The sequence below is a fragment of the Brevibacterium sp. LS14 genome, from assembly GCF_012027885.1.
Taxonomy (GTDB): Bacteria; Actinomycetota; Actinomycetes; order Actinomycetales; family Brevibacteriaceae; genus Brevibacterium; species Brevibacterium casei.
The window spans coordinates 47,010-72,981 of record NZ_SJXG01000056.1 but is presented as its reverse complement, the minus strand read 5'-3'; the positions used below and the strand labels follow the sequence as shown (position 1 = coordinate 72,981).

At 67.3% G+C, this 25,972-nt stretch carries 19 protein-coding genes and 1 riboswitch; of the genes, 9 read left to right on the top strand and 10 right to left on the bottom strand.

Translation table 11 applies throughout. The annotated features are described in order from the left end of the window. Window positions 1-120: 120 nt before the first annotated feature. The 4 genes from EZE58_RS13040 to EZE58_RS13025 all read right to left on the bottom strand — a co-directional run bounded on the left by EZE58_RS13040 (window position 121) and on the right by EZE58_RS13025 (window position 5,818). Window positions 121-795 (bottom strand): ATP-binding cassette domain-containing protein, encoded by a 675-nt coding sequence (locus EZE58_RS13040; protein WP_009377380.1) that lies wholly within the window; start codon window positions 793-795, stop codon window positions 121-123. Beyond that, window positions 792-2,075, bottom strand: a complete 1,284-nt coding sequence (locus tag EZE58_RS13035) for a hypothetical protein (RefSeq protein ID WP_009377378.1) — start codon at window positions 2,073-2,075, stop codon at window positions 792-794. Before EZE58_RS13035 ends, EZE58_RS13040 begins: the two co-directional genes overlap by 4 nt. Beyond that, the gene (locus tag EZE58_RS13030) at window positions 2,066-2,995 is read right to left on the bottom strand and encodes a hypothetical protein (RefSeq protein ID WP_009377377.1); all 930 of its coding nucleotides are present in this window, start codon (window positions 2,993-2,995) and stop codon (window positions 2,066-2,068) included. The genes EZE58_RS13035 and EZE58_RS13030 overlap by 10 nt, the downstream gene beginning before the upstream one ends. Before the next feature lie 1,125 nt (window positions 2,996-4,120). Next, window positions 4,121-5,818 carry an ABC-ATPase domain-containing protein gene (locus EZE58_RS13025; RefSeq protein WP_009377375.1) on the bottom strand — a complete coding sequence of 566 codons (1,698 nt, stop codon included), beginning with the start codon at window positions 5,816-5,818 and terminating at the stop codon, window positions 4,121-4,123. Between the two features lie 109 nt (window positions 5,819-5,927). Here EZE58_RS13025 and EZE58_RS13020 point away from each other — a divergent pair, with 109 nt between their 5' ends. From EZE58_RS13020 to EZE58_RS13005, 4 genes are all read left to right on the top strand, one after another. Further along, window positions 5,928-6,431: a toxin-antitoxin system HicB family antitoxin gene (locus EZE58_RS13020; RefSeq protein ID WP_009377373.1), complete on the top strand. Its 504-nt coding sequence runs from the start codon at window positions 5,928-5,930 to the stop codon at window positions 6,429-6,431. Continuing rightward, window positions 6,428-7,270, top strand: coding sequence for a DUF4097 family beta strand repeat-containing protein (locus EZE58_RS13015; protein ID WP_009377371.1), 843 nt, complete (start codon window positions 6,428-6,430; stop codon window positions 7,268-7,270). Before EZE58_RS13020 ends, EZE58_RS13015 begins: the two co-directional genes overlap by 4 nt. A gap of 344 nt (window positions 7,271-7,614) precedes the next feature. Further along, a complete protein-coding gene (locus EZE58_RS13010) occupies window positions 7,615-8,643 on the top strand; it encodes an ATP-binding cassette domain-containing protein (protein WP_167560704.1) in 1,029 nt (342 codons plus the stop codon). A 2-nt stretch (window positions 8,644-8,645) separates the two neighbouring features. After that, window positions 8,646-9,464 (top strand): ABC transporter permease, encoded by an 819-nt coding sequence (locus EZE58_RS13005; protein WP_167560700.1) that lies wholly within the window; start codon window positions 8,646-8,648, stop codon window positions 9,462-9,464. A gap of 195 nt (window positions 9,465-9,659) precedes the next feature. Here the strand turns inward: EZE58_RS13005 and EZE58_RS13000 are convergent, their stop codons facing one another. Next, window positions 9,660-10,484 carry an amidohydrolase family protein gene (locus EZE58_RS13000; RefSeq protein WP_009377365.1) on the bottom strand — a complete coding sequence of 275 codons (825 nt, stop codon included), beginning with the start codon at window positions 10,482-10,484 and terminating at the stop codon, window positions 9,660-9,662. A 96-nt stretch (window positions 10,485-10,580) separates the two neighbouring features. Then, a complete protein-coding gene (locus EZE58_RS12995; protein ID WP_009377363.1) occupies window positions 10,581-12,227 on the bottom strand; it encodes an NAD-dependent epimerase/dehydratase family protein in 1,647 nt (548 codons plus the stop codon). 435 nt (window positions 12,228-12,662) lie between these two features. On the opposite strand from EZE58_RS12995, the gene EZE58_RS12990 reads away from it, so the two are divergent. Then, complete coding sequence (locus EZE58_RS12990) at window positions 12,663-14,885, top strand: TRAP transporter fused permease subunit (protein WP_009377361.1); 2,223 nt, start codon at window positions 12,663-12,665, stop codon at window positions 14,883-14,885. A 158-nt stretch (window positions 14,886-15,043) separates the two neighbouring features. After that, window positions 15,044-16,036 carry a TAXI family TRAP transporter solute-binding subunit gene (locus tag EZE58_RS12985; RefSeq protein ID WP_009377359.1) on the top strand — a complete coding sequence of 331 codons (993 nt, stop codon included), beginning with the start codon at window positions 15,044-15,046 and terminating at the stop codon, window positions 16,034-16,036. A 178-nt stretch (window positions 16,037-16,214) separates the two neighbouring features. Here the strand turns inward: EZE58_RS12985 and thiC are convergent, their stop codons facing one another. Both thiC and EZE58_RS12975 read right to left on the bottom strand, forming a co-directional pair. Continuing rightward, window positions 16,215-18,005: a phosphomethylpyrimidine synthase ThiC gene (gene thiC / locus EZE58_RS12980; protein ID WP_167560698.1), complete on the bottom strand. Its 1,791-nt coding sequence runs from the start codon at window positions 18,003-18,005 to the stop codon at window positions 16,215-16,217. Further along, a riboswitch (TPP riboswitch) is annotated at window positions 18,002-18,112 on the bottom strand. (Overlaps the previous gene by 4 nt.) A 373-nt stretch (window positions 18,113-18,485) precedes the next feature. After that, window positions 18,486-19,793 (bottom strand): M18 family aminopeptidase, encoded by a 1,308-nt coding sequence (locus EZE58_RS12975; protein WP_167560696.1) that lies wholly within the window; start codon window positions 19,791-19,793, stop codon window positions 18,486-18,488. 104 nt (window positions 19,794-19,897) lie between these two features. On the opposite strand from EZE58_RS12975, the gene EZE58_RS12970 reads away from it, so the two are divergent. Beyond that, window positions 19,898-21,394, top strand: coding sequence for a DUF1684 domain-containing protein (locus EZE58_RS12970; RefSeq protein ID WP_236586916.1), 1,497 nt, complete (start codon window positions 19,898-19,900; stop codon window positions 21,392-21,394). Window positions 21,395-21,484: 90 nt separating this feature from the next. Here EZE58_RS12970 and EZE58_RS12965 read toward each other — a convergent pair whose 3' ends face one another. Further along, the gene (locus tag EZE58_RS12965; protein WP_162909101.1) at window positions 21,485-23,482 is read right to left on the bottom strand and encodes a M13-type metalloendopeptidase; all 1,998 of its coding nucleotides are present in this window, start codon (window positions 23,480-23,482) and stop codon (window positions 21,485-21,487) included. A 53-nt stretch (window positions 23,483-23,535) separates the two neighbouring features. On the opposite strand from EZE58_RS12965, the gene EZE58_RS12960 reads away from it, so the two are divergent. Together EZE58_RS12960 and EZE58_RS12955 are read left to right on the top strand one after the other, a co-directional pair. Next, on the top strand, window positions 23,536-24,108 hold the full coding sequence (locus tag EZE58_RS12960) for a low molecular weight protein-tyrosine-phosphatase (RefSeq protein ID WP_063250396.1): 573 nt from the start codon (window positions 23,536-23,538) through the stop codon (window positions 24,106-24,108). Window positions 24,109-24,193: 85 nt separating this feature from the next. Further along, window positions 24,194-24,835 (top strand): copper resistance protein CopC, encoded by a 642-nt coding sequence (locus EZE58_RS12955; RefSeq protein ID WP_063250397.1) that lies wholly within the window; start codon window positions 24,194-24,196, stop codon window positions 24,833-24,835. Between the two features lie 374 nt (window positions 24,836-25,209). Here EZE58_RS12955 and EZE58_RS12950 read toward each other — a convergent pair whose 3' ends face one another. Next, window positions 25,210-25,935 (bottom strand): GPP34 family phosphoprotein, encoded by a 726-nt coding sequence (locus EZE58_RS12950; RefSeq protein WP_063250398.1) that lies wholly within the window; start codon window positions 25,933-25,935, stop codon window positions 25,210-25,212. Window positions 25,936-25,972 lie beyond the last annotated feature (37 nt).

Sequence of the window (25,972 nt, the reverse complement as noted above, 5' to 3'; positions counted from 1 at the left end):
CGGTCGCTGAAACCCTTAGTGAAGACCCCTCATCCATGTGATTCGCTTTTCGCCCGATCGCTCGGTTCAAGAACCGACTGATCGGGCGAAAAGTGACTCAGACTGGCCTGCTGGCGTCGATCACAACGTGTTGTCTGCCGAATCGCACAGGTGGCTGTCGCTCAGATGCAGAATCCTGTCGGAGCGCTCGGCGACCCGTTCACTGTGGGTGGCGATGATCAGGCTCGTGCCCATGCTCTTCACGATCTCGAAGACCCCGAGGATGCGATCTTCGGATTCTGGGTCCAGCGAGCCGGTGGGCTCGTCGGCAAGGATGACTCTGGGCCGTTTCACCATGGCCCGTGCGATGGCGACTCGCTGAGCTTCGCCGCCGGAGAGCTGCTTGACCCGCTTGCGTGCGAGTGAGCCGATCCCCAGGCGTTCGAGGCACTCCTGAGATCGTTCCTTCGCCGTTCGTCGGTCCGGGCAGCCGAACATCACATTGCGCAGAGCACTGCGATCGTCGAGGAGATCGAACCTCTGTGTCACATAGCCGATCGATGACCAGCGAAGGCGCGACAGACGAATCGCATCCCGGTCGACGGTTTCACCCTCGAACGTGTATGTTCCCGTATACCCCGTGTCGAGACCCGCGATGATGCGCAGCAGCGACGTCTTGCCGGAGCCGCTTCTGCCCATGATCGCGACGGCGCTCGGAGGCCGGCCGAGACGGAAGTCGAGATCGTCGAAGAGTACTCGAGTCTCCCCGTTCGGTTCTTTGATGCGCTTGCCCACTGACAGCAGTTCCACGGTCATGATTCCTCTCCTTCCAGAAGATGCCTGCGTATGTTGTTTGTGCGCAGCAGAGCCTGGAGTGCACTGTCAATGACGAGACAGGCCACCGCGATGAGCGCGACCGGTGCCAATGCGGCGAGATTCATCTGCGGAACGGACAGAAGAAGAAGCGCGAACGCGATCAGCAGACATGCGTATTCGACCGCGGTCACGGTGATGATCCGGGTCAGTGTCACGCGGCTGCTGACGCCGAGCAGATGTTCGATCTTCTGGATGCGCCAACGTCGCCTGGCGACGTGTGCGCCGATGATTCCGTTCGACAGTCCCACGCAGATGATCAGCAGCACCGCGATGCCGGTGAGCAGGGCCGTGTTGTCCTGGATGAGTTGCCTCGTCAACTGGAACTGCACCAGGTACGTCGGTGCGTTGAGAACGGTGAAGTCGTCGAATCCTGCACGCGTGGAGACCTCTCCAAGATGACGCAGCACCTCGTCCGAAGAGGCCTCGGTGTCGACTGCAAGGTCACCGGCGATCATCGCGAATGCGAGTATCCCGAAGAAGTACTGACTTGCTTCGGTCGTCCGCTCCATCACTGGCGGATACGGAACGATGACTGCATCATCGAGGAACGTATTGAGTTCCCCCTGGTAGTAGATCGACGAATCGGGGGGAAGGAAACCACTGACGACGAGTGAGAAGTCCTCGAAGTAGTAGCTGGCCTCCACGACGTCGCCGACGGCGTAGATCCCCGAGTAGTCCGCGCCGAGAATCACGGGAATCGTCCGCGTCGAATAGTCGACCTCCGACCAGTCGATTCCTGGACCGTCCACCGCCTCGAGTGAATAGAAGTCGAAGGCCCGCTCATTCATCTGAAATGATCTGACGTCAGTCAGGAGCTGTCCGGTCTCGTCATCGACATACTCGCCGCCAGCGTCCAAGCCACCCTCGAGCGAGGCGTCGAATTCGGGTCCTCCGCGGAAGTCAGGGATTGAAACGGGCTGGTCGAACACTGAGAGGAACGGCATCTCGGTACTGCCGTTGAGCTCGTTGTAGAAACGAGCGACAGTATCAAGCCGCTCCCCTGATTCGCGGAACGAGGAGAACGCATCAGGGTCGGCCAGAGTATCGGTGACCCCGTACATGTCGACTTCGGCATCGCTTGAGAAGCTTCGCGAGATCGCGCTCTTGCTGATTCCGGCGAACGCCACCACTTGGTAGATCAACGTCAGCACGAGCCCGAGAATGATCATCTTCATCACAACGAAGACCCAGTTCTGTCTGAGATCGCGAACTATCTCCATTTCCGCATCCTTAGGTATTCGATGGACGACCCGCCAGGGAACGCCAGAACCGCAATGACCACGGGCATAACCACTGTGATTCCCGAGCTGCTTCGGAGTTCAGTGAACAAGTGCTGTCCGGCGGTGAGGCTGAGTCCGGCTCCCACGGCCGCGGTCAACAGGAGTGCCATGAGAGCAGCCGTGAACATCCGCAGCGGGCTGCGCCCGACCAGGAACCCGACCCGAAAGGTCCGCCGCGAGAGCTGACTGGCGAGGATCCCGGTGAACACCGCGCAGATTCCCACAACAGCGACAACGACGAAGTCGACGACCGGCGAGACGAGGTCAACCCTGGCTCGGCGATTGACACTGGCATCACTCCTCGTCACCTTGTCAGCCGGCAGCGCTGCTGCCTGTTCCTCCATTGCTGGCCCGTCGAGAATGACTCCACTCTGAAGATCCGGAGAGTCCACGATGTCGCGATCGGCGACGATGACGTCATCGGCCAGGAGACTGCGATTGTCTCGACCCAGTCGACCGATCACCTCGTATCCGACTCCGTCGAGTTCGTAGACGGACACCCCGTTTTCGCGTGTCACAGGCACCTGATCGCCGACCAGTGCCACGTGTTGCTCACCACGGCGAAAGCTGCGCCCCTCGTGGATAGGAAGCTCGAGAAGATCGAGGCGATCGCTGTCGACGGCGCGAATTGCTCCGCCATCGTCGAGGTCGCGGAAGATGGAATAGTGCCCCAAGGATTGGTCAAGGAGTGTACGCGCCTCTTGGGCCGTGCCTGAGAAGGTAACCATGTGCTGCGTGAGCAGATGGTTGCCCTCTCGGGTGATTTCGGACTGCCGGGTGTCATAGATCCGGACCCCCAGGAGAGCCACCGACATGACGACGAACAACAGTCCCACAATCAGATACTGGTAGGACCTCATCGACCGTAGTAGGTGCGCGCCCTGCCGTAGCCGTTGCTCTTGGCATTTGGATTGAACGGAACCCACTTAGTCACCGCTTGTGATTTTCCCGTCCCGTATTTTCTGCCCGAGCTTGTAATGACACCCTTGTTGGGCCAGTAGTGTTCGAGACGAGCAGTCGTATAGTGCTTCACGCCCTTCCACGTCGTCCATCCATGCGACCGCTTATTGGTCGTGCCCTTGATTGTCTTCTTTTCGGACCAGCCTCCATACACTGAGGCTGTTGTTCACTTGCGGACACAGCCGTTGCGGATGCGACCGAGACCACTACGGCAATCGCAACGCCATTGGCAGGTTTCTTGAGGAAACTCATTTCATCCTTTTGATTGATACTTCTACTATTGTCAACTGATATGCATGTGTAGTAGAGCACTTCTTCCTCGCCACGAAGCAAGTGAGGCGCACAGCAGCGAGAGCCACGATAGCGGGGATGACGAGTTTCGTCTTCATGCTTCTGAGGTAGATTTTCGGTTTGATTCTTGGCGGTGGTAATGATAGCTCTGCGATGCTTGGTCAAGATTTATGGACGCATTTATCACGCCGATCTTCGCAGAGGAAATTATGTGTACGTGTCGTTCATCTCTGGAGTCGCGTGACCAATTTGAGAACACCCCGACGCCGCGATTGAACTGCCTGTCACGTGCACCCGGAAGCGGCGCTGCGCGATCGAAGCTGCAATTGGGGTCGGAAGCCGTCGGCATCGAGCAACAATATTGCGATGCAGTCGGTAGGATTTCGGACGTCAAGAACGATGCCACGAAAATGTTCGAAACGACCATTGATTGCTGGGGCGGGGAGGTTGCCGGTCCTGGGTCGGTCGGAGTATGCGAGGAAGCCAGCGACGCACTGTTTCAGTGAACGACCGCGAACGCGGATCCCGACGTGAACACCGCTGCTGGGCGAACAGATCACGGCGTGTATCATCGCGTCGCTCTTGGTTGGGTCGGGTTTCCGGTAGGCAGCGATGCTGCCCCAAATCGCCCCGCCCTCGTCGTATTCCTCAGTGATGCCCGAGTGTTTCCAGATGGACGCGCTGGTGATACCGGTCGAGTCCGTCGCCGGCGGGTGGGGTGAGCAGCTCCGCCCTCACTCGACCAGGCGCAGACCCCGGTAGCGGTTGAGGGCGGCCGCCATCTCCTGCGGGCGCGGCCTCGCCACGTGCCCGGGATGCCTGCGATGGCCGGTGAGCCCGTCGATGCCCTGCGCGTCGAGCATCTCCTCGATCTCCGCCAGCGCCTCGACGACCGAGGTGCGACCGTCGAAGATCTTCGCCATGTACTCCAGGGCCTCGGCCACGCCGTTCGTCTGCTCGGGATCGACGAGCTGGGAGACCGCGGCGAGATCGATGAAGGACTTGCCGAACTGGATGAGATCGAGGCCCTTCGCCTTCGCTCCCTTGGTCTTCGCCGCCGGTTTGAGCGCATCGGCGGTGGGGATCCTGGCAGGCGGATCGCCGAAGACGTCGTCACCGGACTCGGCGTCGGCGACGAGATCGGCGGCATCGACCCCTACGAGCTCATGCGCCTTCTCCGTGACATCGCTCGGCACATAGGCGTCCATCGCGATGACGAGGTCGGCGACCTCGAAGAACGCACTCGATCCGCCGGCGACGAGCACCGTCGAGACGCCCCGTTCGGCGAGCAGCGGGCGGACGCGTTCGACGAACGGCGTGATCGGCTCCCGGTTCGCAGGAATGAGGGCTCGCATCCGCTCGTCGCGGATCATGAAGTTCGTCGCCGAGGTGTCCTCGTCGATGAGCAGCGTCTGCGCAGACGCCTCGACGGCCTCGACGAGGTTGGCCGCCTGCGAGGTCGAGCCGCTCGCGTTCGTCGTCGAGAAGAACCTCGTGTCAGTGCCGGATGGGAGATTGTTGATGAACGGCGAGATGTCGTCACCGGTCACCGCGCGGCCGTCTTCGGCCCGGATCGCCGTCGCAGTCGGCTCGGTGATCACCCATTCGCGCCCGTCGCCGGCCACGTGCGGGTAGACGCCGCGTTCGAGCGCGCGCAGGATCGTCGACTTGCCGTGGTAGCCGCCGCCGACGATGACGGTGACACCGCGGGGGATCGCCATGCCCGTGACGCTGCGCCCGCTGCTGAGGTCGAAGGTCCGCTCAAGGCTCTCGGGACTGCGGAAGGGCACGGCCACCTCGGCGTCCATCGGACGATCCGAGTCGCCCGACCGGCGGGGGAGGACCGCACCGTTGCCGACGAAGCCGAGCAGATCCTCCTCGCCGAGGCGGCCCTGCAGCTCGGTCTGATCGCGGAGCAGCTGCACGTGGTCGGCCAGCGCCTCGCCGTCGACGTTGGCGAAGAGGAACATCTGCCGGGCGAGTTCGACGACGTCGCGGGTGACGGTGTCGGCGGCCTGATGCCCGAGGATGCGCCGCCCGCGGGCGGGCAGGTTGACGAGCAGACGCGCCTCGAACCCGGCGTCGTCGATGATGACGTTCGTCCGCTCGAGGACCTCCTGGCCGGGATGTCCGAGGTTGATCGCGCGCCCATGCTGCTTCCGCAGCACGGCATTGCCGGCCCGCAGGAGGAAGTCGGAGGCTCCGATCCGGTCGAGGCGATCGGTCGTGAGGTCGGCCGGGAAGCCGGCATCGGCGCGGTCGACGCGCACCCGCACCTTCGACGGGGAGGCGAAGGGATCGACCTGGACCCGATCGACGATGAGCGTCACCGGTCCGAACCGGTACTGCCCGGTGATCTGCTTGTAGTTGCCGTAGCTTCTGCCGTCGAGACCGTGGAGCGTCTCAGCGAGCGGGGACCGTTGAGGACTCATCTGTGAATGCTACGTGACGACGCGCCGCTGTGGGGCTCGCTCAGCCGTCGGAAAAATCTGGTGTCATTGACTCTTGCGTATGACACCGGAATGGTGTCATGATGGATGCATGAACATCACACGACATGTCGAACAGCTGCAGAATCAGCTCGCGACGGCTGCCGCGGCCGGCGATGACACCACGCGCGAAGTCGCCGGTCGTCTCGCTTCGGCCCTCGAACCCGCCGCACGGGTGACGATCCTCGACGCCCTCACCGACGCCAGCGCCGAACTGACGACGGCGATCGCACCGGCCTCGATCGACGTCCGCCTCCGCGGCCGCGACATCGACTTCGTCGTCGACGGGCTGTCCGACGCGACGGAGCCGGCACCCGCCTCGGCGAGTCAGCCGCCCCCGTCCGACGATGCCGGCGAGGCTCTCGACCTCGACGAGGCGAGCACCTCCCGCACGACCCTGCGCCTGCCCGACACCATCAAAGCCCGCGCCGAGAAGGCGGCGAAGGCCGAAGGCCTCTCGCTCAATGCCTGGCTCGTGCGAGCCATCGCCGCCGGCCTCGACACCAGCAGCTCCGCCCGGACCCGAACCAGCCGAATCTCAGGATGGATGCGATGACCGACACCACTGCCACAGTCCACCAGGCCGTGACGATCGACGTTCCCGCGGCCGCACTGCTCGTCACCGCGAGCGACCGCGCCGACGTCGACGTGACGATCGAACCCTCCAACCCCGACCGCAGCACCGACCGCGAGGCCGCCGAACGGATCACCGTCACCGAGACCGAGAACGGCATCGCCGTCACCGGCGAGAAGCGGCTGCTCCTCGGCGCGAACGGATCGGCCGACGTCCGGCTCGCGGTGCCCGCCGGCACCGACCTCGAGGCGACCATCTCTGCAGGGGCAGTGCGGCTGCGGGGCCACCTCGGCGTTGTTCGACTGAAGATCTCCGCCGGTGACGTCACAGGTGACACCATGGTGTCGATCCGTGCCAAGGTCAGCCACGGAAGCATCGCCCTCGCCGAGGTGGCCGACGGTGCCGATCTCCAGCTCTCCAGCGGTGAGGCCGAGATCGGTCGCATCGTGGGCGGCGAGACCAGGATCAAGTCGGGACACGGTTCGATCCGCATCGACGACTTCGCCGGTTCCGCCGAACTCATCACCGCGACCGGCGGCATCGCCCTCGGCGAGGTCGACGGCGACGTCTCGGCGACCTCGGGGCACGGTACCGTGCGGGTCAGCCGTGCCCGCGGCGGCCGTCTCGAGCTCGGCTCGAACTTCGGCGGCATCGACGTCGCCGTGGCACCGGGAGCACCGGTGTGGATCGACGCCGACTCGAAGCGCGGCGTCGTGCGCACCGACCTCGAATCCGACGCCGGCCCGCTCGGCGATGAGAAGCCCGTGGAGGTGCATGCGCACACGAAGTTCGGCGACATCGCCATCGACCGCGCACGCTGATGCGGCGCTGACCCCGCGCGCTGACGCCGCGCGCTGACTCACCCCGCTGAGCGCAGCATGACTGCGGGGGCCGACCGCGCACAGACCTCGGGGCGACTCCCCAGGCCGCCTGGCGGATCATCGACCAGGGCACGCGGCCCATCTGACCGCCACTCTCACCCTTCATCGACCACCTGCCCTGGTCGAACGCGCCCGAAAACCGGACCGGACCGCCGACCGCGGTCGAGCGCGCCCGAAAACAGGGCCAGAAACCACGCATCACCCGTCACACCCACACCCCACACATCCATCGACACCCAACCCGCCCATCGACGGCTCATCGAGCCGGGAACCAGGAGGATCCCATGTCGGATCTCGCGATCAGCACCACACGGCTGATGAAGTCCTACGGGGACAAGAGCGTCCTCGACGGCATCGACCTCGAGGTCGCCGCGGGGGAGGTGTTCGCCCTCCTCGGCCCCAACGGCGCCGGCAAGACGACGACGGTGAACATCCTCTCCACCCTGCAGCGACCTGACGGCGGTCGCGCCGAGGTGTTCGGCCTCGACGTCGTCCGCCAAGGCCCGCAGGTGAGGCCCCTCATCGGCCTGACCGGGCAGTTCTCCGCGATCGACGGCCTCCTCACCGGCCGCGAGAACCTCGCCCTCGTCGCCGCCCTCGCCCACCTGCCGAAGTCGCAGCAGCGCCAGCGCGTGGACGAGATGCTCGAGCGCTTCGACCTCGGCGACGCCGCATCGAAGCGGGCGTCGACGTACTCCGGCGGCATGCGCAGGCGCCTTGATCTGGCGATGACGCTCATCGCCCGACCCCGACTCGTCTTCCTCGACGAGCCGACGACCGGTCTCGACCCGCGCAGTCGCCGCACGATGTGGGACATCGTCTCCGAGCTCGTCGCCTCCGGGGTGACGATCTTCCTCACCACCCAGTACCTCGACGAGGCCGACGCGCTCGCCGACAGGATCGCCGTCCTCGACGGCGGACGCATCGTCGCGAACGACACCGCGGCCGGGCTCAAGCGGCTCATCCCCGGCGGGCACGTCGACCTCGCCTTCGCCTCGGCGACGGATTTCGACCGGGCCCGCAGCCTCTGGCCTGAGGCGAGCGCACGATCCGAGGCGCTGTCCCTGTCCGTGGCCGGCGACGGGGGAGCCGGACACCTGCGGCAGATCCTCACCGGCCTCGAAACGGCGGGCATCGAACCGCTGGGAATCACGGTCGAGACGCCGAGCCTCGACGACGTCTTCTTCTCCCTCACCGGCCACGGTGCCGCCCCCGCGCAGCCCGATGCGGCGCCCTCCGGGACCGCCCGCGCCGGCCACGGCACCGCCCCCGCCACACAAGACCCCGCACCCACCGAGCCGAAGGACCGATGACGATGGCCACGACACTTTCCACCCCCGCCCCGCACACGCACTCCCGCCCGCTTCGACATGCCTGGTCGGACACGGCGACGATGGTCAGACGGCAGTTCGTCCACGCCGCCCGCTACCCGGTCTGGATCTTCCTCGTCGTCGCCCCGGTCGCGATCCTCCTCCTCGCCGTCTTCGTCTTCGGCGGGACGCTCGGGCGCGGGCTCGGCGGCGACGCCGGGGACTATCTCGACTACATCATGCCGGGGATGATCGTGCTGACGATCGCCGGCGGCATGCAGCTGACCGCGCTCTCGGTCTCCCAGGACATGAATGAGGGCATCGTCACCCGGTTCCGGTCGATGTCGATCTCGCGCGGCGCCGTCATGGCCGGCCACGTCATCGGCAACGGCCTCCAGCAGTGCGTCGCCATCGTTCTCGTCATCCTCGTCGGAGTGGCCATCGGCTTCCGCCCCCTCGCCGACGTCGTCGGCTGGCTCGGTTTCGCCGGGTTCGCCGCGGCGATCATCCTCGCCCTCGGCTGGCTCTCCGTCGCCCTCGGCGTCACCGCAAAGTCCGTCGAATCCGCGAGCAACCTCCCGATGATCTTCATGCTCCTGCCGATGATCGGCTCCGGATTCGTGCCCACCGACACGATGCCCGGATGGATCCAGGCCTTCGCCGACTGGCAGCCGTTCACGCCCATCATCGAAACCGTCCGCGGTTTGCTCATGGGCACCCCGATCGGCGCCGACTGGTGGATCGCACTGCTGTGGCTGGGCGGCATCGGCATCCTCGGCTACGTCCTCGCCCGCGTCGCGTACGAACGTCGGGCTGCGCAGTAGGGCCTTCCCTCGCCGAGGCGACCGCCGGGTCCCGGTCATCGTCGAGTCATCGGCGGCGTCGGGGCCCGGCGGTCGTGCGATGTCGGAGGCTGCGCCGGTCCGAGGTCCGCACGCTCCCTGGCCGAAAGGTTGCCCCACCGGTGTTCCGCTCAGGGCCGGTGTTCAGCCCCGGCTGATGTCCTGTCACCCCGGTGTTCACTCCCGCGTCCCGACCTCCCCGAGGTAGAAGGCGGCGGCATTGTCCCAGAACACGGCGTCAGCCTCGGCGGGGGTGAGCACACCCTCGATGAGTCGGAGGTCGTCGTCGGCGAACGGGCGCCGGGCCCGCGTCGAAGGTAGGTCGGTGCCGACCATGAGCGCACTCGGGTCGGTGTCGACGATACGGCGGACTGCCTCGGCGGGGTCGAGGTCGACGCGACCGAATCCGGTGGCCTTGACCCTGACGCCGTCCTCGACGAGGCGGAGCAGCATCGGCAGGCCATCTGAGTGCATGCCGAGATGGTCGATGCTCACCGCCGGCAGCGCGGCGATGCGATCGGCCAGTTCGGAGTCGATCGTCCGGGCGTCGATGTAGTGCTCGGTGTGCCACCCGGCGAGATCGTGGACCCGGCAGGCGAAGCGGTCGAGGTCGTCGAGCTGAGCTGAGCCGCCGCGGGCGACGTTGAACCGCACGGCGCGCACGCCCGCCTCGGCGAGCTCCAGGATCCGCGCATCAGGGGTGTCCGCCGGCAGCTGGGTGACCCCGACGAAGCTCGGACCCAGCGCGCGCAGAGCCTCGACGAGGTAGCCCTGATCGAAGGCCTGGAACGACCCGGACACGACGGCCCCGCCGCGGACAGCGAAGGCCGACTCCTCGGTCGTCGGTGACTCGCGGTCGGGCGTTGCCCCGAGGTGGGCAACGCGGGCGCGATAGTCGGCGACGGTGAACGGGTCCGGAAGGAAGCCGCCGTTCTCGACGAGCGGGTGTGCGGGATCGATGATGTGAAAGTGCGCGTCGAACACGCGCCGAAGGACGGTCATGACTCCAACGTACACAGAGGTCGCAGCCTGTACCCCCGTAGTGCCGCCTGTGCTGATCGCCGCCGACTGACGAGCGACCGATGGGGACCGGCCCGTTCACTCCGGGCGGACCGGTGACTGCGAAGAGTCCTGGTCGTGGACCTCGCTGTCGGAACGGAACGCTCGTGTACGGGCATAGTCATGGACGGCGTCAAGGGTGCGCAGCTGCCTGCGGGAGTTCTCGGCCAGGTCGTCGAACACCTCTGCTGCGAGCCCGAGGGCGTCGGCGTTGTCACGCAGCGTCTGCCACATCCCGAGTTTGCCCATGATCGCACTGCGCATCAGCTCGGTCTCGAGCACCAGCGTCATCGGCGAGCGGCGCAGGAGCCGACCGTTGGGTTTGAGCCGTCCCAATCGTTCGAGCGTCCAAGTCGCGGCATCGACGAGGCGGCGACGCCGCAGATCGAGGTCGGTGACGAGCTCAGCGACGAACCCGCGCTCCCGCCGGATCTCATCCGCTAGTTCAGAGAGCGGAGCATAGACAGGAGTGTCGATGAAGGCTTCGGCCATCCGCGCTATCCTCGCGGCTCCGGCAGTTGCTCCCGAGAGGTGGTCGCTGACGTAGAGACCGATGAGGTCCCAATCGACGGAGTCGGAGCGCGAGCGGGTCTCGCGGGCCGCCAGCGCGGATTCTGCGGTTGGTCCTGTTCGCGACACCTGGTCTGCGACGTCTCGATCGCGCAGTGGCACCGAAGCAGCACCCGTGCCCTCACGGAGACCGTCGAGGAGGTCTCGGGCTGCGTCGGACGCGCTGTGCTCGGGACGCCAGCCGAGGTCCTGCTTCGCTTTGGCGTTGTCCATGAGAGGAACGCTCACCCCCATGTCGAGCCAGCCCTCGTCGGCTGCGACGAGGCGGGCATCGTGACCGATTCCGAGCGCCGCCCGCACCAGCGGTGTGGGTACGCGTACGGCGCGCCCGTGGTCGAGCAGGGTCGCGAGATCGGGAGGCCCGAGGACGTCGTCGGCGCAGATGTTGTACGCCCCGTGTCCGCCGCGGAGCACGGCGGCGACATAGGCGCGAGCGGCATCGCTGGAATGCACTGCCTGTAGGCCGCGCAGTCCGCTGGGCACCGGAAGGAAGGGAAGCGATCCGGTTCGCAGCATCTGCAGGGGCATCCACTCGCCGAGGAAGTAGCGCTGGATCTCGGAGGCGGCGTGGGCGGCGAAGATGAGAGCAGGACGCATCCGAGTCACTCGCACGTTCGGATGCTGGGAGGAGAATTCGTCGAGGACACGCTCCTGCGCGGCCTTGTCCACGCTGTAGTGCGAGGAGGGAATGCCGCCGGTGGGCCAGTCCTCGTCGCGCAGCTGGCGAGTGTCGTCGGGAGAGTAGGCGCCGACCGATGACGCGACGACGAGATGCGGGACCTGCGCCTCGGCGACGGCGGCCGCCACCCCCGCCGTGCCGTCGACGTTGACGCGTCTGAGCAGGGTGCGATCGCTGTTGGGCTGGATCAGCCACGCGAGATGGATGACGGCATCGGCACCTGTGAAGGCGTCGGCGAGGCGGGCAATCGCGACGTCTTGAGAGACCGCTGCACCGATGTCGATCGATGCCCACTCGCTTTCGGAGTAGGGGGCGGCGTCGGTGTCGGGAAGGCGTCGGGCGATGCCGAGCACCGAGCTGACCTCGGGCGTGTGCGCAAGCTCATCGAGAACCGCCGTTCCGACGTTGCCCGTTGCCCCGACGACTGCGACGCGCATGGACCCACCTCTCCTCGAAATCACAAAGTGCCTTGCCAATCACGCTACTCGGAGGGCTGGCCGGTGTCCAGGGTCGAGCGCCGCCGGGCGGACGGAGGTGACAGCCGGAGTGTGGCCGGTGACGACCGTCGACGATCCGCGCGGTGTCTGCGGTCGAAGTCCCGAATAACGGCACTGCGGATAACGATCTCGCCAAACCGCGGCCGGTTCGCGTCGATGTGCGGAGAGCCGGCGGGCGACTGAGTATATTGTGAATCAGCTCACAATGCGTGTGAGGGCAGAGGGCAATGACGCTCGATCGCCCCGCGCACCCGAGCCTCCCGCACCCGAGCCTCTCGCACCAGCCCACCCAGCACCACCGCAACCGTCATCGCCGAATCCGAAACCACTGACCGCCCCCGCACCGCAGACACCAGAGAGAGCGAGAGGACACCGATGTCCGAGCGTCCGTCCGGGACCGCCACGAGTCCGCTTCCCCAAGCGAACGTCGACGAACTCATCGCGCAGTACGACGAAGAGCTGCCGCAGCGCACGCTCACGCGCCGGCTCGACCTCGGTGTCTCCATCGTCTGCTTCCTCATCTCGCTCTACGTGCTCAACCAGGTGTTCTTCCCGCTCAGGCAGGGCAACCAGTACTACCTCATGTGGTTCCTCGCCTTCGTCCTCCCGCTCGTCTTCATCTGCTACCGGCCCGGCTTAGGCCGGAAGAAGGAGGTGGGGGAGCGGGCCGCGGACGCCGCCGAGGAGGTCGCCGCCTCGGCGACGGGACCGTCCACGGCAACCGGCTCAGCGGACCCGACCCAGGGCAGCCCCACCTCGGCGAGGACATCGAAAGCCAAGACCCAGCCCCGGGCCAAGCCCCAGCGCTCCACGGACAATCCCTCGGTCATCGACTGGATCCTCGTCGTCGTCACCTTCCTCACCTGCGCCTATCCGGTGCTGCCGTTCTTCTCCGGCGGCTTCAACGAATTCCTCAACCGGCAGGGCTCGCTCTCGACCCTCGACGTGACGATGGGCGGGATCCTCCTGCTCCTCATCCTCGAAGCGACGCGGCGGACCACCGGCCTCATCCTCCCGATCTTCTGCGTCGTCTTCTTCCTCTACAGCTACTACGGGGCCTACATCCCCGTCGGCTGGCCCGGCGCGCACGCGGGACAGAACTTCGACCAGATCATCAACGCGCTCTACAACGACGCGTCGGGCTTCTACGGCATCCCGCTCGACGTCGCCGCGACCTACATCGTCCTCTTCACGATCTACGGCGCGGTGCTCGACAAGACGGGCGCGGCGAACTTCTTCATCGACCTCTCATTCTCACTCTTCAAGAAGTCGAAGGCCGCGCCGGGACGCACGGTCGCGCTCTCGGGCTTCCTTCTCGGCACGGTGTCGGGGTCGGGTACGGCCACGGCCGTCTCGCTCGGTGCGGTGACCTGGCCGGTGCTCAAGAAGGCCGGCTACCCGAAGGAGAATGCCGGCGGCATGCTCGCGGCCTCGGGTATCGGCGCGATCCTCTCTCCGCCGACCCTCGGCGCCGCGGCCTTCATCATCGCCGAGCTCCTCAACGTCTCCTACGGCCTCGTCCTCCTCTGGGCGGTCGTCCCGACCCTGCTCTACTACTTGGGCATCTTCCTCGCCATCGAGATCGACTCGCGCAAGATCGACGTCGACTACCGCCCGCCGCCGGGGCTGCGCTCGTGGCCGATCCTCAAGAAGGGCTTCTACCACTTCATCTCGCTCGGCATCATCGTCGTCTTCCTCGCCCTCGGCATGGCCCCGTTCAAGGCCGTCGTCTACGCGACGCTCGTCGGCATCGGCTTCGGCATCATCGAGATCGTCCTCACCCACCGCGGGCAGCCGACCGCGATCCTCCGGGCGATCTGGGACGTCATCTTCGGCGCACTCTCGACCGGCATCCGCTCGGTCCTGCCGGTGACGAGCGTGTGCGCGGCCGCCGGCATCATCGTCTCGACGATCACGAAGACCGGGCTCGGCCAGGTCATCTCCGACATCCTCGTCAAGGGCGCGCAGGCGATCTCGACGAACCCGACCGCCGTCCTCGTCTTCACGTGCATCTTCGCCGCGATCGCCGTGACCGTACTCGGTCTCGCGGTGCCCGTGACCGCCTCGTTCATCATCAGCTGGGTCATCGTCGGTCCGGCCCTCATCACCCTCGGCGTCCCCGAGGCGGCGGCCGCGATGTTCATCTTCTACTACGCCGTCCTCTCCGAGGTGTCCCCGCCGACCGCGCTCGCCGCCGTCGCCTCCTCGGCGATCACCGGGGGCCGGGTCATCGCGACGATGTGGCAGGCGTGCAAGTACGCGATCCCCGCCTTCCTCGTCCCGCTCGCCTTCACCTTCACCCCCGAAGGCGCCTCCCTCGTCGCGCAGGGCGGATTCCTCGGGGCCCTGTGGACCGGTGCCGTGTCCGCGTGCGCCGTCGCCGCGCTCGCCGCCGGGGCCGGCGGCTGGATCATCCGCCGAGCCGGCTGGCCCGAACGCGTCCTCTGCTTCATCGCCGCCGGCGCGCTCCTCTACCTCCAGCCGCTGTCGATGACCATCGGCTTCGCCGCCCTCGCCCTCGCCGTCGTCGTCCACCTCATCCTCCGACGTCGTCCTCGGAGTCCGCAGGCCACCCCCGCCGAGGCGGCCCACCCATGACCTCGCCCCTGACCTCCCAGCCCGGTGCGGGGACCGGGCGGCCCGGCCGCCCAACCGCCGATGCCAACTGCTGGCGCCAACCGCTGGCCCCCCATCGTCCACTGAAGCCGCTGTCACCGGACCTCCACTGAGACACCCACTAAGAAAGGGAAGAGCCCATGAAGAGAACGAAGATGTTCACCGTCACCGCGGCTGCGATCGCCGCAGTCCTGGCCCTGAGTTCGTGCGGCGGCAAGCGCGAGAACACCCCTGCCGCCGAAGGCGGTGACGGCTGCACGGCGGCGTCGGGACAGATCACGATCGCCACCGGCAACTCGACGGGCGTGTACTACGTCCTCGGCGGCGGTCTCGCGCAGCTGATCTCCGACAACACCGAGCTCAAGGCCACCGCCGCCGAGACGGGAGCCTCGGTGCAGAACCTCCAGCAGCTGGCGAAGGGCGACTACGACATCGCGTTCTCGCTCGCCGACACCGCAGCCGATGCCGTCACCGGCAACGCCGACTTCGACAAGCCCGAGGAGATCTCGGCACTCACGCGCATCTACGACAACTACACGCACGTCATCGTCCGCAAGGACGCGAACATCAAGTCCGTCGAGGACTTCAAGGGCAAGACGATCTCGACCGGATCACCGAAATCCGGCACCGAGGTCATCGCCAACCGCCTCATCGAATCCGCGGGCCTCGCCGACGGTGATGTGACGAAGCAGCGACTCGACCTGGCCAAGACGGTCGACGGGATGAAGGACGGGACGATCGACGGCATGGTGTGGTCGGGCGGTCTGCCCACCGCAGGCGTCACCGACCTCTTCACCTCGAACGGCGGGGACGTCGAGTTCGTCGACATCTCCGGGCTCGAGAGCAAGATGAAGGAGCTCAACCCCGTCTACGAGGTGGCCGAGATCCCCGCCGACACCTACAAGGGCGCGGGCACGGTGAAGACGATCGTCACCCCGAACGTCCTCATGGTCCGCAACGACATGGATGAGGGCACGCAGTGCGCGCTGACGAAGCTCATCTATGACAAGAAGGCCGACCTCGAGAAGGTCCATGCGGCCGCGAAGGACATCACACTCGACACCGCGGTGCCGCCGGAGCCGATCACACTCGCCCCCGGCTCGCAGAAAGCCCTCGACGAGCTGCAGAAGTGAGGGACTGAGTCCGTCGACGATGGTCAGCGCTCGATCCACGCGGCGCTCGAAATCCGCGTCCGGGGCGACTCGGATTTCCGGCTGCGCGTGGATCGGCGGCCTGGGTCCCGGCCCCGCGTGGATCGGCGGCCCGGGTCCCGGCCCCGCGTGGAACGACGCTGGCAGCGCCCCCGGCGCCTCAGCCTCGGCGGGGGCCGACCGTCGGCTCGGGAAGGTACACCTGGGCCCCGCGCTCGAGGAACTCCCGGCTCTTGGCCTGCATGCCCGCGATCGCGGCCTGCGCCTCGGCGCTTCCGTAGGTGTCGCGGATGTCCTGGGAGATGCGCATCGAGCAGAACTTCGGCCCGCACATCGAGCAGAAGTGCGCGGTCTTCGCCGGTTCGGCGGGCAGGGTCTCGTCGTGGAATGCCTCCGCTGTCTCCGGGTCGAGGCCGAGGGCGAACTGATCGCGCCAGCGGAACTCGAACCGCGCCTTCGACAGTGCGTCGTCACGGGCGCTCGCCCCCGGATGGCCCTTCGCGACGTCGGCGGCGTGCGCGGCGATCTTGTACGTGATCACGCCCGTCTTGACGTCCTCGAGGTCGGGCAGGCCCAGGTGCTCCTTCGGGGTGACGTAGCAGAGCATCGCGGTGCCGTAGCGGGCGATCTCCGTGGCCCCGATCGCCGAGGTGATGTGGTCGTAGCCGGGAGCGATGTCCGTGACCAGCGGACCCAAGGTGTAGAAGGGCGCGCCGTCGCAGAGCTCCTGCTGCCTCTCGACGTTCTCCCGCACGAGGTGGAGCGGAATGTGGCCGGGGCCTTCGACCATGACCTGGACGTCGTGGGCCCACGCGCGCTTCGTCAGCTCGGCGAGGGTGTCGAGTTCGGCGAACTGCGCGGCGTCGTTGGCGTCGGCGATCGATCCGGGACGCAGCCCGTCGCCGAGGGAGAAGGCGACGTCGTACTGGGCGAAGATCTCGCAGAGCTCGTCGAAGTGGGTGTAGAGGAAGTTCTCCTCGTGGTGGGCCAGGCACCAGCCGGCCATGATCGAGCCGCCGCGAGAGACCATGCCGGTGACCCGGTCCGCGGTGAGCGGGACGTAGCGGAGCAGCACGCCCGCGTGCACGGTCATGTAGTCGACGCCCTGCTCGCACTGTTCGATGACGGTGTCGCGGTAGATCTCCCAGGTGAGCGCCTCGGCGTCGCCGTCGACCTTCTCAAGCGCCTGGTAGATGGGGACGGTGCCGATGGGGATCGGGGAGTTGCGGATGATCCATTCGCGGGTGGTGTGGATGTCGTTGCCCGTCGAGAGGTCCATGAGGGTGTCGGCACCCCACTTCGCGGCCCACTGGAGCTTCTCCACCTCCTCGGCGATCGAGCTCGTCACCGCGGAATTGCCGATGTTCGCGTTGATCTTGACGAGGAACGCCTTGCCGATGATCATCGGTTCGGACTCGGGATGGTTGATGTTCGACGGGATGATCGCCCGGCCTGCGGCGACCTCGGAGCGCACGAGTTCGACGTCGCACTGCTCGCGGATCGCGACGTAGCGCATCTCCGGAGTGATGATGCCCTTCCTGGCGTAGTGCATCTGCGTGACGGTGCGTCCGATCTTCGCTCGCCGAGGTGACCGTTCCGGACCCAGCCATTGCTGAGAGGGCGCCCCGCGACGGACGGCGGCTCGGCCGTCGTCTTCGATGAGGTGTCCGCGCGCCTCGTAGGTCTCGGTGTCGTCGCGGTCGGCGATCCAGGGCGCGCGGTGCGGCGGAAGCCCGTGTTCGGGAACCGCGCCGGGGCCGACGGTGCGGTAGACGTGGACGGGCTCGTTGGGGCGGCCGTTCGTGTCCTCGAGGTCGATGCGGGTGACCGGCACGCGGATGCCGTGCTCGCTGTCCTCGACCCAGGCGAGCGAATGCGAGGGGTACTGCTCGAGGGAGAAGTCCTCGGCGGGCGTGGTGTTTTCGGATGTGTCAGGGGTGGGCGCAGTCATCTGCGATCCTCTCTTCCTCCGCCGGTATCAACCGGATCAGGTTCAACGGTCTCGAGCGGCCCTAGCCCGATCTCAGCCTCCTGCCGGAGGCCCCCGTGGGGTCACACAACGACTATCACAGTGTGCGCGTCGCCACAAAACAGCGCGTCCCGTCGACCGCCCGTCGACCGTTCGGCGGCCGCCTCGTCGACCGCCTTGTCGACTGTTCGGCGGCCGTCTCGTCGACCGCCCGTCGACCGCTGATCGCCCTCGATCCACGCGTACCCGGTCGCGCTCGATCAACGCGGCGGGAGAAAATCGATGCTCCCGCGAAGTCGGTCGCTCTCGATCAACGCGCAGGCGGAATTCCGCGTCTTGGGCGACGCGGAATTCGGGCCCCGCGTGGATCGGGGCTGGAAATGTCGGCTGCGCGTGGATCGGCGTGCGGAATGGCGGCGCCGGCCCCGCATGGATCGGCGTGCGGAGTGGCGGCGCCGGCCCCTACGCCCCCTGGAGGAAGGCCTTCGCGGCGGCGCCGAGGGCGACGACGTCGCTGATCGCGCACATCTCCCGCGCCGAGTGCATCGAGTAGAGCGCCGGTCCCACGTCGACGGTCGTCATCCCCATCCGCGTCGCCGTCAGCGGTCCGATCGTCGACCCGCACGGCACGGAGTTGTTCGACACGAAGTCCTGGTACTCGACCCCGGCCGCAGTGCACGCCTTAGCCCACACCGCGGTGCCCACGGCGTCGGTCGCATACCGCTGCTGCGCATTGTGCTTGAGCAGCGGTCCGCCGCCGAGGCGGGGCCGCACCTGCGGGTCGTGCCGCTCCTGATAGTTCGGGTGCACCGCGTGACCGGCGTCCGAGGACACGCACACCGACCCGGCCAGCGCGGCGAGGTGGTCGCTGCGCGTCGCGTCGGGGTAGAGGGAGGCGACGATGCGCTCGGCGACGTCGGCGAGGAACGGTCCGCTCGCCCCGGACCGAGAGTTCGACCCGATCTCCTCGTGGTCGAACCCGGCGAAGAGGGCGAGGTGGTCGAGCGCCTCGGCGTCGAGCCCGACCATCGCAGTGACCCCGGCGTGGACGGAGAGGAGGTTGTCCAGCCTCGGCGAGGCGAAGAACTCGTCCGCGGCACCGAAGAGCGCAGGCTCCTGGACGGGGATCGTGTAGACGTCGTGGCCGACGATGAGCTCGGGGTCCACCTCGGCGGAGGCGGCGAGGAGCTCGAGGATGTCGGCCTCGGCGAGGTCGGCGAGACCGACGATCGGGGTCGTGTGCCGCTGCTTGTCGAGGGTGAGGCCCTCGTTGACCTGCCGGTCGAGGTGGATGGCCAGCTGCGGGATGCGCGCGATCGCCCCGGTGCGCGCGAGAACGACGGTGCCGTCTGCGAGGCTGAGGCGCCCGGCGAACGCGAGCTCCCGGTCGAGCCAGGAGTTGAGCAGCGGCCCGCCGTAGATCTCGACGCCGACCTGGCGCACCCCGGCGGTCGTGAACTCCTCACCGGGCTTGAGCTTGAAGGCGGGGGAGTCGGTGTGCGACCCGAGGACGCGGAACGGCGGGATCACCGAGGTGGTCTCTGTCGGCGTCATCCACGCGATGATCGCACCGTCGCGGACGACGAAGTATCCGCGGCCGGGTTCGAGCGCCCAGGAGTCGCGTTCGTCGAGCCGGTGGAAGCCGGCGGCGCCGAGACGGTCGGCGGCGGCAGCGGTGGCATGATAGGAGCTGGGAGAGGCAGAGACGAATTCCGAGAGATCGGCTGCGACCTGCGCGTTTGCTGTCCGGTCGGTGGGAGGAGTGCTCATTTTCTCAGCCTATCCTTTGCGGTAGCTTTGATCACAGGTGCTTTGATCACAGCTCCGAAGCGGCAGACGCGGGACGACGAATGAGATTGCGAGGGGACTTCGACGTGAACCAATTCGTGGCCGAATGGAACACCTGGCGAGACTCGCGGAACTCGTCGTTGGCGACCCCCTTCGGCTGGCTCAGCGTCGTCGGCCTGCACTGGCTCGATGAGGAGTCGACCTGGCCCGACGCCCCCGGCACCTTCACCGTCGACGACGACGGCTGGGTGCGCCTCGCGCTCGACCCGAGCACGAAGGCCGGCCCCGCCGCACAGACCTTGGATCTTCTCTCCCGCCCCGCCGAGGACGGAGCTTCCGCCGAGGACGGAGCTTCCGCCGGGGACGGGGCTTCCGCCGGGGAGGCCTCCGCTGACGACTCGCCCCAGGTCAGGGTCAACGACACCGGTTTCAGTGCGAAGCTGCCGCCGGGCGGTTCGCTCGGCTGGTTCACCGTCGGGCACGTGCTCTACGAGCTCATCGACCGCGGTGGGCGGATCGGTGTGCGGATCCGCGACGCGAAGTCGCCGCTGCTGAGCAAATTCGTCGAGGTCCCCGTCTACGACCCCAACCGTGAGTTCGTCTTCCTCGGTCGCTTCACCCCCTATGAGCAGCCGCAGGCACAACCGGTCTCCACCGCGCAGGAGGGTCTCGAGCTGACGACGACGGTCGTCGGCGAGGTCACGTTCACCGGCCCCGACGGCGAGGTCACGCTCATCGCCTCCGGGTGCCCGGCGACCGGACTCCAGCTCGACTTCCACGATGCCACGAACGGGAGGACCACCTCGGCGTGGCGGACCCTCGATCTGGGCATCCCCAACGCCGACGGATCGCTCGTCGTCGACTTCAACCGCGCGGTGAACTACCCGTTCGCGTTCTCCGCGTTCGCCACGTGCCCGGCTCCGGTGCCGGGCAACGTCGTGCCCTTCGCCGTCACCGCCGGAGAACGGCGGCCCCCGTTCTTCTACTCGGAGGCCGGCATCAATGTCCCCTTCCTCTTCTACCGCTGGTGGGACGAGGCGAGCGCCGAGGCGACCCGACCGTGGTACGCGCGTTTCGGCCTCGACATGACCGTCCTCAACCCCAACGAGGACGAGATCGACCAGTCGCTCGTCGGCTTCGACGGGGTCGCGATGTCCGGCGGCGATCTCGCCCCGCTCACGCGCAAGGCGCGCTCGCGGTTGGTCAGGGTCGCCACCGATGCGCTCACCTCACGGCTGCCGGTCATCGGGATCGGGGCGTTCGCGGAGTTCGTCATCACCGCCCAGCGGGAGCTGCGCGACCAGCAGGGCCACACCGAGGCGACCCCCGAACCGCCCGCGACGACACCCGGTCGGGTGCCGATCGTCATGAACAGCGAACTCGACCCTGCCTCGGTGGGACTCGACGTCGTCGGCACCGACTCGACCGGACTCATCTACGCGGAGGCGGACATGACGCTGCCGCTCGAATCGACGTACCGCGAGATCGGCGAATTCGAGGCGGCGCTGGCGGCGAAGGCGCCGATCGGCAGCTGGGAGGAGTTCGACTTCCGCGTCGTCACGATGGTCCGCCGGCACCGATAGAGGCGCGGCGACCCCGATTCCGGCAACCCTCCGGCGCTCGGCAACCCCGCGCAGGGTTGCCCAGCGCCCGGAGGGTTGTCGGGACGAGACCTACCAGATGGTCACGCGGGCCTCGGGCGCGAGGTACATGGCATCGGACTCGCTCACGCCGAAGGTGTCGTGGAAGGCCGTCATGTTCTTCACGACCTGGTTGCACCGGAACTCCTCCGGCGAATGCGGGTCGATGCTCAGCCTGCGGACGCGCTCCTCGGTGCGCATCTTCGTCCGCCACGCCTTCGCCCATGCGGCGAAGAACTCCGCGGCCTCCGCTTCGGTGGGGGTGCGGCCGAGTTCGAGTTCGAGCGCCTTCCACCCGATCGACAGTCCGCCGAGGTCGCCGATGTTCTCTCCCACGGTGAGTGCCCCGTTGACGTGCTGACCGGCCTCGAGACCGGCGGGAACGAGCGCGTCGTACTGGTCGATGAGGGCCTTCGTGCGCTCCTCGAAGCGCTCCCGATCCTCGGCCGTCCACCAGTCGACGAGGTTGCCGTCGCCGTCGTAGCGCGAGCCCTGATCGTCGAAGCCGTGTCCGATCTCGTGGCCGATGACCGCGCCGATCGCCCCGAAGTTCGCCGGCACCGAACCCTCGGCGTCGAAGAACGGAGGCTGGAGGATCGCGGCGGGGAAGACGATCTCGTTCATCACCGGGTGGTAGTAGGCGTTGACCGTCTGCGGGGTCATCAGCCACTCGGTGCGGTCGATCTCCCCGCCGATGCGCGTGATCTGGCGGGCGTGCTCGGCTCGGGCGGCGCGGCGGACGTTGCCGACGAGGTCGTCGGCGGCCATCTCTGCCGGGTACTCGCGCCACTTGACCGGGTAGCCGACCTTCGGCGTGAACTTCGAGAGCTTGACGAGCGCCCGCTGCTTCGTCTCCTCGCTCATCCAGTCGAGTTCGGTGATCGACTTCTCGTACGCCTTGATGAGCATGTCGACGAGGTGGTCGATCGCGTCCTTCGCGGCAGGCGGGAACTCGGCTTCGACGTAGAGCTTGCCGACCGCCTCGCCGAGGAGGGACTCGACGAGCCCGACCCCGCGCTTCCAGCGGTCCCGCAGCGCCGGAGTGCCCGAGAGCGTGCGGGAGTTGAAGTCGAAGTCCTCTTCGACGATCTCGTCGGTGAGCAGGGACGCCGTCGAGGTGAGCACCGACCATCGCAGCCACACCTTGAGCGTCTCGAGGTCGGTGTCCTCCCACACCTGGGCCATGCCGGCGACGTACGAGGGCTGGCCGACGACGACGGTCTCGAGTTCGCCGTCGATGTCGGCGGCGACCGCGGCGAACCACGCATCGAAGTCGAACCCGGGGCCGAGCTCGCGCAACTGCGCGAGCGTGTGCTTGTTGTACGTCTTCTCGGCATCACGGGTGGCCACGCGGTCCCAGTGGTGGCGGGCGAGTGCGGTCTCGAACGCCATGACCTTCGCGGCCACCTCGGCGTCGGTGATCCCCGCAGCCTCACCGAGGCCGGCGAATCCGGACATCCTCTGCACATGCGCGAGGAACTTCTCCCGCACCTCGGCGAAGTCGTCGTTGAAGTAGTAGTCCTCGTCGGGCAGGGAGATCCCGGCTTGGACGAGGTAGAGGGCGTAGATGTCGGAGTCCTTGGCGTCGGCGGTGACGTACCCGCCGAGCAGCCCCCCGATGCCCTCGGTCTCCAGCCGCCCGAGGAGGTTCGCGAGCTCCGCCTTCGACTCGGCTGAGTCGATGGCGGCGAACGTCGCCTCGAGCGGGGTGATGCCGAGCTCGTTGATCCGCTCGAGGTCCATGAACGAGGAGAAGAGGTCCGCGACCTTCTGCCCCTCGCCGCCGGCCTCCTGCGGGTCGTCGACGACGGAGCGGATGATCGAGCGCACCTTCGTCTCCGCGGTGTCGAAGAGCTCGCGCATGGCTCCGTCGCCGGCGCGGTCGTCGGGGATCGTGAACGCGTCGATCCACCGCCCGTTGATGTGGCGGAAGAGGTCGTCCTGCGGGCGCACCGACTCGAGGGGAGCGATGTCGGCAGAGGCTCCCGCGGACTCGGGATTCACCGGTGACGTCGAGGTGTGAGAAGTCATGGTGCAACAGTATCGTGGACGGTGGCCTTGTCCCCTGAGTGAGGAGTGAGAGTATGGCTCTGCCGTCCGTCGTGTTCGTGTGCACCGGCAACATCTGCCGGTCCGTCACCGCCGAACGCGTCCTCGAACGTCACTTGGAGACCATCGGCGCCGAGGCGGTCGTCGACTCAGCCGGCATCAGCGACGAGGAGGAGGGCAACCCCATCGACCCCCGGCAGGCGCGGGTGCTCGCCGCCGCCGGCTACCGCACCGACGACCATGCCGCCCGGCAGATCACCGCCGAATGGCTCGCCGACCGCGACCTCGCCGTCGCGATGACCGCCCGCCACTACCGCGCCCTTGAGCGTCTCATCGCCGACCTTCCCGCCGAGGCGCGCCCGGAGCTGCGCATGCTGCGCGAGTTCGACCCCGAGGCGTCGGTCGACCCCCGCCGAGGCGGGACGGCGGATCCGTACGGGAGCGGGGGCCGCCTCGGCGGGGGAGACGATGACGCACCCGCTCCTGACGTCCCCGACCCGTGGTACGGCGGCCGATTGACCGATTTCGAAGAAACCCTTGAGACAATGGAGAGGTCTGTGACCGGCCTCACAGATCACCTGCGCGCCGTCGCCGCGCATCCTCGGTGAGGCTGGGATCTGGGATACTGGAGGGGGCGGGACTCGCCGATGGCGAAGTCCCCTTGCCGTGACAATCGTTGAAGGAGAATCGCAAATGACTCGAACACAGTGGTCCGCTCTCAGGCTCGTGTTCGCCGCCCTCATCGTCGCCGCGCTCAGCGTCGTCGCGGCGGCACCGGCCAGCGCCCATGATCAGCTGATCTCGACGAACCCCGAGAACGGGGCGCAGCTCGACAAGCAGCCGGAGTGGCTCGAGATGAAGTTCTCCGGCGAGATCCAGGCCGTGGGCTCCGAGGTCATGGTCAAGGTCGACGGCACCGACGTCTCCGCAGGTGAGCTCACCGCGGAAGGCACGACGCTCTCCGTCGCGCTGCCCGACAACCTCAAGCCCGGCGCGTACACCGTGGTGTGGCGCGTCGTCTCCTCCGACGGTCACCCCATCTCCGGCGACTTCGCCTTCACCATCGGCGACGCCGAGGGCGCCGGCGGTTCGGTCGAACAGTCGACGAAGGCCGGCCTCGGCGGAGCCGTCGTCGACGAACCCGGCAAGAACACCGAAGAGCGCGGTCAGATCGGCGAATCGACCGGCAGCGACACCGGCATGTCGATGCCGATGATCATCCTCCTCGGCGTTGGTGCGCTCGCCATCATCGTCATCGTCGTCCTCCTCATGCGCCGCAAGGCCCAGGGCCTGCCCGGCACGAAGGACGACGGCAACGGCGGCACGAACAGCTGAGACTCGTCACCGCGGGTCGCATCCCGCGCTGAGCCTCGACTCAGCACAGCAGGTCCCCGGACGGAGGCGTCAGGGGACCTGCTCTATTCATGGGTGGCTGGGTGCTGCATTCACGGGTAGTGGGGTGCGAGCCGGTCGCATTCACGGGTGGTGGGGTGGCGGTCGGTCGGCGGTGGGGCTCGGCTCTCCATCCACGCGGGGCTCGAATATCGACGCTCCGGCGAATCCCGGTTCTCTCGTTCCACGCGGGGCCGGAAATCCGCGTCGCCCGCGGCGCGGATTTCGAGTGTCGCGTGGATCGGGGGTTGCGAGCGCTGATCGGGGGGTTGCGAGCGTGGATCGACGGGCTCGCGGTTGGCGGTTGGAAGCGGGGCTCAGGTGTCGGGCCAGGTCGAGGCGCGGGCCACCCGTGCCCCGGTCGCGGAGTCGCTGATCGCGCTCGCGGTCTCGGTCGTGTGCTTCGCCGAGGCGGTCGCCGCCTCGAGGATGTCCCGGATCGGTGCGCTCGCCCACGCGGCCATCGCCACCTGCTGGGCGACCTTGTCATCCCAGGTCAGCGGCGGGGAGATCTGCCGGGCCGCCTCGGCGCCGTGGAGGAGCGCGATGATCGTGCCCGTGCGGACGTCGACCGACTCACCGCCGTCGAGGACGGCGCCGATCTCCGCGCGCAGCCGTTCCTCGGGTGCCGGGTCGAGCACCTGCCACGACGAGGTGGGGAAGAGTCCGAGGAAGCGGGAACTGCGGTGGTGGAGAACGCCGTGGTTGCCGAGCCGGACGAGGAGGACGTCGTCGAGGCGGGGGAGGAGGATCGGCAGCGCCGACGACAGCGGTCGCTCCTTCTGCCCGAGGAGCGCGATCGCGTTGACGAACATCGGATCGGTCGGGCGCGGCACCTCGGCGGGACGGACGAACGGCGAGGCCGGGTCGGAGCCGGGAAGGATGTCGATGAACCCCGCCTCGGCGAGGTCGACGAGGAGTGCCCCGGTGAGTGCGGACTCGAGTCCGGGGGTGATCTCGGGGATCTTCCCGGATTCGGGCAGGAGCAGGAGCATGAGGTCCTCGCTGATGAGGAGGTCGCGGCGATCGGGGCCTGCGGTCATGGTCGGGTCCTTCCTCGGGGCGGGCAACCATTCGAAC

Coding starts and splice junctions, on each gene's coding strand:
- EZE58_RS12990 (WP_009377361.1), top strand. CDS start 12,663: ATGTCCGAGCGTCCGTCCGGGACCGCCACGAGTCCGCTTCCCCAAGCG.
- EZE58_RS12965 (WP_162909101.1), bottom strand. CDS start 23,482: ATGACTTCTCACACCTCGACGTCACCGGTGAATCCCGAGTCCGCGGGA.
- EZE58_RS13020 (WP_009377373.1), top strand. CDS start 5,928: ATGAACATCACACGACATGTCGAACAGCTGCAGAATCAGCTCGCGACG.
- EZE58_RS13030 (WP_009377377.1), bottom strand. CDS start 2,995: ATGAGGTCCTACCAGTATCTGATTGTGGGACTGTTGTTCGTCGTCATG.
- EZE58_RS13040 (WP_009377380.1), bottom strand. CDS start 795: ATGACCGTGGAACTGCTGTCAGTGGGCAAGCGCATCAAAGAACCGAAC.
- EZE58_RS12960 (WP_063250396.1), top strand. CDS start 23,536: ATGGCTCTGCCGTCCGTCGTGTTCGTGTGCACCGGCAACATCTGCCGG.
- EZE58_RS13000 (WP_009377365.1), bottom strand. CDS start 10,484: ATGACCGTCCTTCGGCGCGTGTTCGACGCGCACTTTCACATCATCGAT.
- EZE58_RS12985 (WP_009377359.1), top strand. CDS start 15,044: ATGAAGAGAACGAAGATGTTCACCGTCACCGCGGCTGCGATCGCCGCA.
- EZE58_RS13025 (WP_009377375.1), bottom strand. CDS start 5,818: ATGAGTCCTCAACGGTCCCCGCTCGCTGAGACGCTCCACGGTCTCGAC.
- EZE58_RS13005 (WP_167560700.1), top strand. CDS start 8,646: ATGGCCACGACACTTTCCACCCCCGCCCCGCACACGCACTCCCGCCCG.
- EZE58_RS12975 (WP_167560696.1), bottom strand. CDS start 19,793: ATGAGCACTCCTCCCACCGACCGGACAGCAAACGCGCAGGTCGCAGCC.
- EZE58_RS13015 (WP_009377371.1), top strand. CDS start 6,428: ATGACCGACACCACTGCCACAGTCCACCAGGCCGTGACGATCGACGTT.
- thiC (WP_167560698.1), bottom strand. CDS start 18,005: ATGACTGCGCCCACCCCTGACACATCCGAAAACACCACGCCCGCCGAG.
- EZE58_RS12950 (WP_063250398.1), bottom strand. CDS start 25,935: ATGACCGCAGGCCCCGATCGCCGCGACCTCCTCATCAGCGAGGACCTC.
- EZE58_RS12955 (WP_063250397.1), top strand. CDS start 24,194: ATGACTCGAACACAGTGGTCCGCTCTCAGGCTCGTGTTCGCCGCCCTC.
- EZE58_RS13035 (WP_009377378.1), bottom strand. CDS start 2,075: ATGGAGATAGTTCGCGATCTCAGACAGAACTGGGTCTTCGTTGTGATG.
- EZE58_RS13010 (WP_167560704.1), top strand. CDS start 7,615: ATGTCGGATCTCGCGATCAGCACCACACGGCTGATGAAGTCCTACGGG.
- EZE58_RS12995 (WP_009377363.1), bottom strand. CDS start 12,227: ATGCGCGTCGCAGTCGTCGGGGCAACGGGCAACGTCGGAACGGCGGTT.